Annotated in this window: 7 protein-coding genes; all 7 read left to right on the forward strand. The window is 37.5% G+C overall.

Annotation, left to right across the window (positions count from 1 at the left end; translation table 11 throughout):
• A partial coding sequence (locus tag A9G23_RS07705) for a VENN motif pre-toxin domain-containing protein (protein WP_176700608.1) occupies positions 1-1,078 on the forward strand: 1,078 nt, incomplete at its 5' end.
• 7 nt (positions 1,079-1,085) lie between these two features.
• A complete protein-coding gene (locus A9G23_RS07710; RefSeq protein ID WP_065587062.1) occupies positions 1,086-1,370 on the forward strand; it encodes a hypothetical protein in 285 nt (94 codons plus the stop codon).
• 439 nt (positions 1,371-1,809) lie between these two features.
• Positions 1,810-2,538 carry a hypothetical protein gene (locus A9G23_RS07715; RefSeq protein WP_075508525.1) on the forward strand — a complete coding sequence of 243 codons (729 nt, stop codon included), beginning with the start codon at positions 1,810-1,812 and terminating at the stop codon, positions 2,536-2,538.
• 1 nt (position 2,539) lies between these two features.
• Positions 2,540-2,878, forward strand: a complete 339-nt coding sequence (locus A9G23_RS07720; RefSeq protein ID WP_065587064.1) for a DUF3969 family protein — start codon at positions 2,540-2,542, stop codon at positions 2,876-2,878.
• A 369-nt stretch (positions 2,879-3,247) separates the two neighbouring features.
• Positions 3,248-5,218 carry a VENN motif pre-toxin domain-containing protein gene (locus A9G23_RS07725; RefSeq protein WP_065587065.1) on the forward strand — a complete coding sequence of 657 codons (1,971 nt, stop codon included), beginning with the start codon at positions 3,248-3,250 and terminating at the stop codon, positions 5,216-5,218.
• 3 nt (positions 5,219-5,221) lie between these two features.
• Positions 5,222-5,494, forward strand: a complete 273-nt coding sequence (locus tag A9G23_RS07730; protein WP_065587066.1) for a hypothetical protein — start codon at positions 5,222-5,224, stop codon at positions 5,492-5,494.
• Between the two features lie 746 nt (positions 5,495-6,240).
• Positions 6,241-6,359, forward strand: a 119-nt coding sequence (locus tag A9G23_RS11945; RefSeq protein ID WP_442899771.1) for a VENN motif pre-toxin domain-containing protein, incomplete at its 3' end; no start/stop codon positions are given.

Here is a 6,359-nt window from a genome sequence, read left to right on the forward strand (position 1 = left end):
ACCAAAAATTGCCAGTGCCATAAAAAAACAAACCGAGCATTACAACCCTGAAACCGGCAAATGGGAAACAGACCACATTGCCAACACGGTCAGTCATGCCATCTTGGGTGGGGTGGTTGCGCAGCTACAAGGCAACTCCGCCCTAGTGGGTGGCTTAGGCGCTGCCGCAAGTGAACGCAGTGCGGAAGTTATTGCAGGTATCCTTTACCCCGATAAAGACATCAAAGACCTAAGCCAAGAAGAAAGACAACAAATCAGCGCCCTATCCCAACTCGCGACTGGCCTAGCTACCGCCGCGGCGGGTGGTGATATCCAAGATATCAATACTGGCGTTGCTGCGGGGAAAAATGCGGTTGAGAATAATGGACTAAATATATTAGATCATTACAGAACTGAAACAGAAAAAGATTTGGATGAGATTGAGCGAGCTAAAAGATTATTTGGAGGAGATGAAGATAAAGCTTGGGAATATGTTCTAGGAAAAAAACGAGCTGAAGCTAGCGGTGCAGTAGATGGTATAATAGATACGGTAGATGGAACAGTCAATACGGTTTTACATCCAATAGATACTGTTACTAGTATTTATGATGCTATAACCAATCCAGATAAAGTTTATGAAGCAATTAAAATTTCTTTTACTGAGTGGCTAGAGCTTTATGATTATGCATTAAAGAATGATCCAGCACTAGCTGGTGAAATGATGGGGCATTTTGAGGGTAAACTTTCAGGAGAAGTTGGTTCCAGCTATGTCATAGGTGGTGCTTCTGCAGAAATTATTCAGCAGGTGGCGCGGTTAAAAGCATTATCTAAAGTTGGAAAGAGGAATGATAATGTAGGAAAATCCTTAAGTGTAAGTGAACAAAGGGCAGTTAGGTCACTTGAAGAACAAATAAGATTACATGAAAAAAAATTAGCAGAATATAAAAGAGATCCATATTCTTTTGATAATAAAGGGCATTTAAAAAATGCACCAAATGAAGAAGTTAGACAAAAAATTATAAATGCTAGAATTAAACATTTAGAACATGAAATTAATACTTTTAAAAATAATATTAATAAAATAAAAAATAAAGGATAAATTAGTTATGAATATTGAACTTGATAGAATAGAAAATTTTTTTAATTTAATTATAAAAGAATTAAAAGGTAACGGTATTCACAACATACCTATCGATTATGATTTTTATTGGAATATACCGTCTTATTTGCTATATGATCTTTATAATGAACCTAAAGAACTTGATATGGGGCAATTAAGCGAAGATTATCAATTTTTACTTTATTCTATAAGTCAAGATATACTTACTAGTGGTAATTTGAGAAAGTTGTCTAGTCTTTTAAGATATATAGCAGATAAGTTAGATATGTAAAATTAGGTGTAGTAGCTCAAACTCAACCTGACAATCCTAGTCTATATTAGTGTATTCGTTATTAAAAAGTGACAGTTAATTCTGTCACTAAATTCTATAATTAATTTTTTAATTGCCTATTTTTGCTTAGTATGCACTTTAGCCATTATTATTTTTATGCACCATTGTATTAAATAATGGCTACCTGTTGTATTGCTCATTGTGCCATATATCCCTCTATTCAAAACATAGGAAATGCATTAACTCACTATTTTTACTTACAAAAAACAATTCAGAAAGACCGTTGATTTTAATTAAATTTTTTGGTGTTTTTTAGCGTTAGCAAAGGGGCTTTGACATCAAGGTTGGCAACAACACCAAATTAAAAGCAACTGACAAAGGTACCTTCTTAAACGACGAGCAACAACAAAAAATCTACGAAGACGCCTACAAAAAGGCGATGAACGAAGGGATGTCAGCGATGGGCAGTGACACCCGTCAAGGCATTGACATGGCGGTTAGCCTCATCAACGGCTTAATCAGTGGCGACATGACAGGGGCAGCCGCAAGTGAAATTGGTGCAGCAGTTAGTATTAATGTGGTAGATGTTTTAATGGCTGAAGGTCTTACCGCAGCGGAATCAAAAGCGTTTTTAGAAAGTTTAAATTTGGAACAACGAAGACTAATTGAACTTGCGTTAGTCGATCCAATGGGAGATCAATTCCTTGAAGATGCAGTACTAAAAACTTATGAACGTTATTATAATGATTACCTAAAAGAGAAAGGTAGTAAGAAAGATAATGATAATCCGTTAACAGGAACTGGAAGTAGTTCAGCAGGTGGGGCTTCTGGATTACCACCAGATGATGATAACCGAGATAAAAATAACAATAATACTCAAGATAATGTTTCAAGAGATCCTAATGAAATTAAGCATACTTATAATTCAATTAAGGATTCGCCTAATTACCCAAAAGGGTTTAGAGATTTGCAAAATGGAACGGTCAATAATACAGTTAAAGAAAAACTGCTGTTGGAGCAATTGAGAAAAATTGAACCAGGGCGTTGGAGTAAAGTTTATAAAGATGGTTATGATGTCACTGGAAATAAAATATCAATCCACTATTTTCGTAGTCAAAGTGGTAGAGTTTTTAATGTAAAAGTCAAAAAAGATTGGAGTAATTTATAAAATGAAATTATGTTATAGTATTGATAAAGAACAAGCGGAAAAGTTTATTGATCTTTTTTTATTGGGTACCTTATTTGCATTAAAAAAGAAATTGATTTCAATTGATGAAGCTGAGGGTTTTATTTTTAAGCCCAAAATAGCAAATTTATTATCTCAAAATAAATTTACTAATGAGTTATCTAGTCTAATTATGGATGGTTGTGAGCTTGAAGACTATGAAAGTCTATTACCAGATAAGTTAGAAAATAGAATTGATGAATTACTTGTTAACTTAGTAAATATGATAAAAAATCAGTCTGAATTTGGTCGAACAGTCAATAAAAATATCACCATTGAATAAAGTGTTGTAGCTCAAATTTAACCTGACAATTCTATCCTATATTAGAATATTCATTATTAAAAAGCGACAGTTAATTCTGTCACTAAATTCTATAATTAATTTTTTAATTGCTAATTTTTGCTTAGCATGCATTTTAGTGATCATTATTTTTATGTACCATTGTATTAAATAATGGCTACCTGTTGTATTGCTTATTATGCCATATCTCCTTCTGTTTAAAACATAAAAAACACACTATTTATTTACAAAAAACTGGTCAGGAAACGTATTGATTTTATTTAATTTTTTATTGGTGTTTTTTTGGTTTTCCTGTGCCGGCAAAGGGGGCTTTGACATTACGGTGGGCACCACACCGACTTAAAAGGTGCGGTGATAGCCTCAGCAGCAAAAGACACGAGCAAAAACAAACTTGACACAGGCACAATCAGCTTTAGTGATATAAAAAAACAAGCGGACTACAAGGTAAGTAGCAGCAGTGCAGGCGTCAACACCCGTGGAATGCCATCAATACCAACGGGTCTTAACAAACAAGCAAGCAAAAACTCGACTACGCACTCAGCGGTATCGACAGGGACGATGGTTATCCGCCATGAAAGCGAGCAACAACAAGCGATTAACGAATTAAGTCGTGATACCGAGCATGCGAGTCATGCGCTCAAACATATCTTTAACAAAGACAAAGAGCAAAGCATCATCGACCAAACACGGCTCGTGAGTGAAATTGGTGGTGAAACATTAACCATGCTCAATCACATTGACCGAATCAGCGCCACCTCAAAAGCGAAAGAGGCGTTAAACAAAGAGCAAGAAAAGGCCAAAAACAATAAAACGGTCTTAACTGACGAACAGCAACAAAAAATCTACGAAGACGCCTACAAAGAAGCGATGAATCAAGGTATGTCGGCGATGGGCAGTGAAACCCGTCAAGGCATTGACATGGCGGTCAACCTGATTAACGGCATCATCAGCGGCGACATGACAGGGGCGGTTGCAGGGGCACTGGCACCAAAAATTGCCAGTGCCATAAAAAAACAAACCGAGCATTACAACCCTGAAACCGGCAAATGGGAAACAGACCACATTGCCAACACGGTCAGTCATGCCATCTTGGGTGGGGTGGTTGCGCAGCTGCAAGGCAACTCTGCCCTAGTGGGTGGCTTAGGCGCTGCCGCAAGTGAACGCAGTGCGGAAGTTATTGCAGGTATCCTTTACCCCGATAAAGACATCAAAGACCTAAGCCAAGAAGAAAGACAACAAATCAGCGCCCTAACTCAACTCGCGACTGGCCTAGCTACCGCCGCGGCCGGTGGTGATATCCAAGATATCAATACTGGCGTTGCGGCGGGGAAAAATGCGGTTGAGAATAATGGATTAAGTTGGGCTGATGGTGGATTTGGTGGCGATTTTATTGGTCTTTCACCTGAAACAGGGGCAAATTATGACAGCATACTTCATGCTTCAGCTAATGGTTATCTAACCCCAGAAGAGGCTTCGCAAATCATAGATGATATGAATTCAGGTAAATTTATGTATGATCCTTTAAGAGAGGATTTGATGCGATTGCCAGAAGATCTAGCTATATTGGTGACGCCATATGGTGATTATATCGCCTTTAGGGATGCAGATAGTTGGGGTGACTACGCAATAGCAGCAGCAGGAGTATTACCTTTTGCAAAATTTATCAAAGTAGCGGGAAAAGTAATTAAAGTTGAAACTAAAACTGCACAAGTTTTGGTAAAAGAAGCGGAAGTAGCATATAAAGCGGGGAATGTTGCTGAAGGTAACCGCTTGATGAATCAAGCGGCAAGCCAGTCAAAACAAATTGAAACAACAGTTGTAAAAAATAGTGCAGCTGGAAAGGGAACAGGTGCGAACAAACCATTAGATAAAACAGTCTTAGAAACGCAACATGGAAAAGGAAGTGTTGCACAAGATGGTGGAAATTATAAAGAGATTAAGTATAAAATACATAATAGCCAAGCAGCCAATCAAAAAGGAAATGAGAGTAGCAAATTTGGCGAGCATGTAAAAAATGAAAAAGAACTAAATGCTGGAAAGGGGACGACGGGGCAGATAACTCCGGATTTACCTAAAACAAGAGAGAGGCTCTATGAAGATCTAAAATCTAAAGGATTTACTAGTAATGGGCAATCACAGGGAGGCTACGAAACATGGAAAGGTTCAGATGGTGTCACTGTAACCATCAAGCCAACAGGTGAAGTTATTAGAACGCAAAGAGTATGGAAATCAGATAGATCAGGGAAATACTCTGAGCGACAAGATTACTTTGGTAATAGGCTTCCGGATCAATCACATTCAACTGGACATTTTGTGGAGTAAATTATGAAATTTGAAGATGTAAGTCTCGGAACTATAAATTTTAGTAATTTTGGGAGTGATCTTATTTTTGATATATGGAGTACTTATGATGGGCATTCTTTGGGAAAAATTCATTGTAAAAATGTGAAGGAATTTGAATGTAAAAATATGCTTGATGGTGAAGAGTTATTTGGTTCTTATATCGCACTCGTGAAAATAGAATCAAAAACTTTAATAATGGAGTCTGGAGAAGTGTGGATTAAGGTAATTAGCAATGAAATAACTTCCACTTTGTAGACTAATAATTTCCAGTGAACCAGTAGAAAGTTTGTTTTTAAGTTACAAGTATTGAATAGCAAGTACAATAATTAACCTATTTTATTCAACCTTAATAGTGAGTGTTGAGGGGGAGGATGGGGTAGGCTTCATACATTGTGGTACGTAACCCACGGTGTAAAATCGCTTGTTGGATTGTGGCGCCGGTGCTTTGTTTGTGGTTGATTTTAGCTTGGAATGTATCTTAACCTGACAATTCTAACGTATATTATTGTATTCGTTCTTAAAAAAAGTGACAGTTGATTCTGTCACTAAATCCTTTTTAAGTGGTAATTTTGATTTAGCATCACTTTAGTGATTATTATTTTTATGCACCATTGTAGTAAATAAAGCCTACTTAACTATATTGCTCATTGTGTCATATCTCCTTCTATTTAAAACATAAAAACACACTATTTATTTACAAAAAATCGGTCAGGTAAGGCGTTTATTTTATTTGATTTTTTTCTTGGTGTTTTTTTGCATTTTTCTGTGTCAGCAAAGATGGCTTTGACATAAAGGTCGAAAACAATACCGACTTAAAAGCAACAGACAAAGGTATCTTCTTAACTGACGAGCAACATTGCCAACACGGTCAGCCATGCCATCTTGGGCGGGGTGGTTGCGCAGCTGCAAGGCAACTTAGCCCTAGTGGGTGTGGCATAGGCGCTGCCGTAAGTGAACGCAGTGCAGAAGTTATTGCGGGTATCCTTTACCCCGATAAAGACATCAAAGACCTAAGCCAAGAAGAAAGACAACAAATCAGCGCCCTAACCCAACTCGCGACTGGCCTAGCTACCACCGCGGCCGGTGGTGATATCCAAGATATCAATACTGGCGTTGCTGC

The sequence above is a fragment of the Gilliamella sp. App4-10 genome (genome assembly GCF_001690495.1).
Lineage (GTDB): Bacteria > Pseudomonadota > Gammaproteobacteria > Enterobacterales > Orbaceae > Gilliamella > Gilliamella apicola_G.

Bases quoted from the DNA above. Each gene is read 5' to 3' on its own strand.
- A9G23_RS07710 (WP_065587062.1), top strand. From the start codon at position 1,086: ATGAATATTGAACTTGATAGAATAGAAAATTTTTTTAATTTAATTATA.
- A9G23_RS07715 (WP_075508525.1), top strand. From the start codon at position 1,810: ATGAACGAAGGGATGTCAGCGATGGGCAGTGACACCCGTCAAGGCATT.
- A9G23_RS07720 (WP_065587064.1), top strand. From the start codon at position 2,540: ATGAAATTATGTTATAGTATTGATAAAGAACAAGCGGAAAAGTTTATT.
- A9G23_RS07730 (WP_065587066.1), top strand. From the start codon at position 5,222: ATGAAATTTGAAGATGTAAGTCTCGGAACTATAAATTTTAGTAATTTT.